2 protein-coding genes and 2 pseudogenes are annotated in these 2,766 nt (G+C 74.9%); 1 reads left to right on the top strand and 3 read right to left on the bottom strand.

Going from position 1 to position 2,766, the window contains the following annotated elements; all coding sequences use genetic code 11:
• Positions 1-981, bottom strand: a 981-nt coding sequence (egtA, locus tag B7767_RS25985) for an ergothioneine biosynthesis glutamate--cysteine ligase EgtA (protein ID WP_085574315.1), incomplete at its 3' end; no start/stop codon positions are given.
• A 301-nt stretch (positions 982-1,282) separates the two neighbouring features.
• On the opposite strand from egtA, the pseudogene B7767_RS25990 reads away from it, so the two are divergent.
• Positions 1,283-2,151, top strand: a pseudogene (locus tag B7767_RS25990) (TIGR02452 family protein).
• Here the strand turns inward: B7767_RS25990 and B7767_RS25995 are convergent.
• Both B7767_RS25995 and B7767_RS47410 read right to left on the bottom strand, forming a co-directional pair.
• A complete protein-coding gene (locus B7767_RS25995) occupies positions 2,105-2,551 on the bottom strand; it encodes a type II toxin-antitoxin system PemK/MazF family toxin (protein WP_085574314.1) in 447 nt (148 codons plus the stop codon). The pseudogene B7767_RS25990 and the gene B7767_RS25995 sit on opposite strands and share 47 nt — an antisense overlap.
• Positions 2,532-2,766, bottom strand: a pseudogene (locus B7767_RS47410) (hypothetical protein); the annotation flags it as partial. The gene B7767_RS25995 and the pseudogene B7767_RS47410, both read right to left, overlap by 20 nt.

A 2,766-nucleotide genomic window follows, 5' to 3' on the forward strand; every position in this document is an offset into this window, starting at 1 on the left:
GTCGTCGAACAGCGCCGCGACCACGGCCAGCGGCACGATCCAGCCGTCGTCACCGGGCTGCGCGTCGATCATGCGCAGTTCCAGGTGGCCGCGCGGCCGTACCGGCGGGAACAGGGTCGTGACGTGGTAGTCGAGGTCCTCCCGGGTCGGCTGTCCGGGCGTGCCGGACCTGATCCACTCCCGGAAGGCGAGCCCCCGGGGCACGTCCCACGGCCCGCCGTCACGCCGTACGCACATCACCGGCGAGTCCAGGACGTGCCGGGCCCAGGCACCGCGCGGGTCGGCGTCCAGGACGGGGGCACCCGCCCGGCCGGTGCCGATCTGCGTCCAGCGGAGCTGCCGCGTGGACAGCCAGCCGGTCGGCCGGCCGCCGGCGATCGGGGAGTTGGCGAACGCGGCGACCAGGACCGCGCCCAACTGGTGTGCCAGCCACCAGCGCCGTACATGGCCGAGCGGGCCGGGCTCCTCGTGCCCGGCGTCCACGCACACCTGCACGGAGGCGGAGGCGCACATCATGGCCCGGCCGGCGGGGCCCGTGCGGTCGAGACAGGCCTCCATGGCGTCGTACCGCGGTTCACGCAGGAACCGGCGGGGGGTGTGCCAGGGGTCGTGGCCGAGACCGACGAGGACCAGACCGTCCTCGCGCAGCACCGCGCGGACGGCGTCGAGGTCGGCGGAGACGGTACCGACGCACTCCGTCAGGGAGGCGGCGGGCGGCGAGCTCAGCTCCAGCTGGCCGCCGGGCTCGACGGTGAGCGCCGACCTCAGGGGCACGGTCCGCAGAGCGGCGTAGGCCGCTTCGAGTCGTTCGGGTGACACGGGGAGCCGCGGGTCCCGCAGCTCGTGGACGAGCCATTCCACCTCGACCCCGAGGCGGCGCGGCGGTCCGGTCTTGAAGCAGATGCCCCGCACCAGGGCTTCCACCTCGGCTTCTGTGACGGCGGTACGCGGCTCTGTACAGCCGCCTGCCGAATCGGACATGCAGGGATCCTCCTGAGATTCCGCCATGTCACCGGCCCGGAGCTTCGCCGCTCCCGGCCGGCGTCAACCCGTCCACCCAAAACCTTCGCGTCGGCGGGCACAAGAGCGCCTGGCGGGGCGTTCCGGTTCGGTCATCCTTTCGTCCGGCCTGTTCCCGGGCGGTTTTCCGCCCGTTTGCCGGGCCTTCCGCGGAAGCGGAAACTCCGTTGCGCCGCCTCCCCAGCATCGCTCAGGATGCCTGCATGAGCACGACGAGCGAGGCCGCGCGGCGCGTGGTCACGGCGGCTACGGGGGTGGCGCCGTGAGCGCGCGCCTGCGCGGCATCGCCCGGGAGACCGAGGGAATCGTGGCGGCGGGCGCCTACCGCGCACCCGGCGGCCACGAGGTGTCCATCGGGGCCGCGATCGAGGCCGCGGCCCGCGGACGTACGGGCCGCAGCCGGTCCCCTTCCCGGCCTTCCGGCCGGCCGGCACCCGGTTCGAGGTCACCGGCGAGAGCAGCCTGGAGGCCGCCCGGCGGCTCGCGGACGGCGTGGCCGTACTGAACTTCGCCTCCGCCCGCAATCCCGGCGGGGGATACCTGAACGGGGCGCAGGCGCAGGAGGAGGCCCTGTGCCGTGCCTCCGCGCTGTACACCTGCCTGCTGCGGGCCGCCGGCTTCTACGACCACCACCGCACCCACCGCGACCCGTTCTACACGGACCGTGTGATCCACTCACCCGCCGTGCCGGTCTTCCGCGACGACCGCGGACGCCTCCTCGACGAGCCGTTCACGGCCGGTTTCCTCACCTCGCCCGCGCCCAACGCGGGAGTGATCCTGCGCACGGCGCCGGAGCGGGCGGACGAGGTGCCGCACGCCCTGGTGGTACGGGCCGGGCGGGTTCTGGAGACCGCGGCCGCCCACGGCTACCGGCGGCTCGTACTGGGAGCCTGGGGCTGCGGGGTGTTCCGCAACGACCCCGCCCGGGTGGCGGCGGCGTTCCGGTCGCACCTGGAGCCGGGAGGACGCTTCTCGGGCGCCTTCGCACACGTGGTGTTCGGCATCCTGGACCGCACCCGCGACAGCGCGGTCCGCGCCGCGTTCGAACGGACCTTCGCGGACCTGCTGCCCGGGCCGGCGGGGATCAGCTCCAGCCGTACCGCTCCCGCAGCCGCTGACGCACGAGGTTGAACCGCATCCGGTCCAGCGCGCACGCCTCCCGGCGCATGCCCTCCTCGTGCAGCCGCAGCACCCGGTCCACGTCGACCCACGAGTCGCGGCCCGACCGGTCCCACGGCCCGCTGCCGATCGGCACCCACTCCCGGTCCCCGGCGTGCCGCCTGCTCGACAGCTGCACGGCGAGGAAACTCCCGGCCGCCTCCCGGGCGACGACGAGCACCGGACGGTCCTTGCCCCGGCCGTCGTTCTCCTCGTAGGGCACCCAGGTCCAGACGATCTCCCCGGGGTCGGGGTCACCGTCGTGCGCGGGCGAGTACTCGGTACGCACCCGGCCCACCTCACGGGGCGCGGCCTCGACGGTGGCGTAAGGGCCGTGGCGGCCCGGGACGTTCTCAGGGCTGAAGGCGGTCACAGGCGTACCGTACGGCACCCCTCACACGGCCGACGACGTCGGCCGCCTCCCGTACGGCCCGGAAGGCGTCCGGGGAGCGACGGGTCGTCCCGATCCGTCCCGGGGGCCGGTCGCCGAGCGCCCGCGAGGCCACCTTCCCGGCGGCCGGCGCGGGCGGTCTCCACGGCGACCTCCGCGGGGCGGTGGGAACGGCCCCGGCACGGGCGCCGGCCGGT

This window comes from Streptomyces sp. 13-12-16, from assembly GCF_002114215.1.
In the GTDB taxonomy this organism is placed as follows: domain Bacteria; phylum Actinomycetota; class Actinomycetes; order Streptomycetales; family Streptomycetaceae; genus Streptomyces.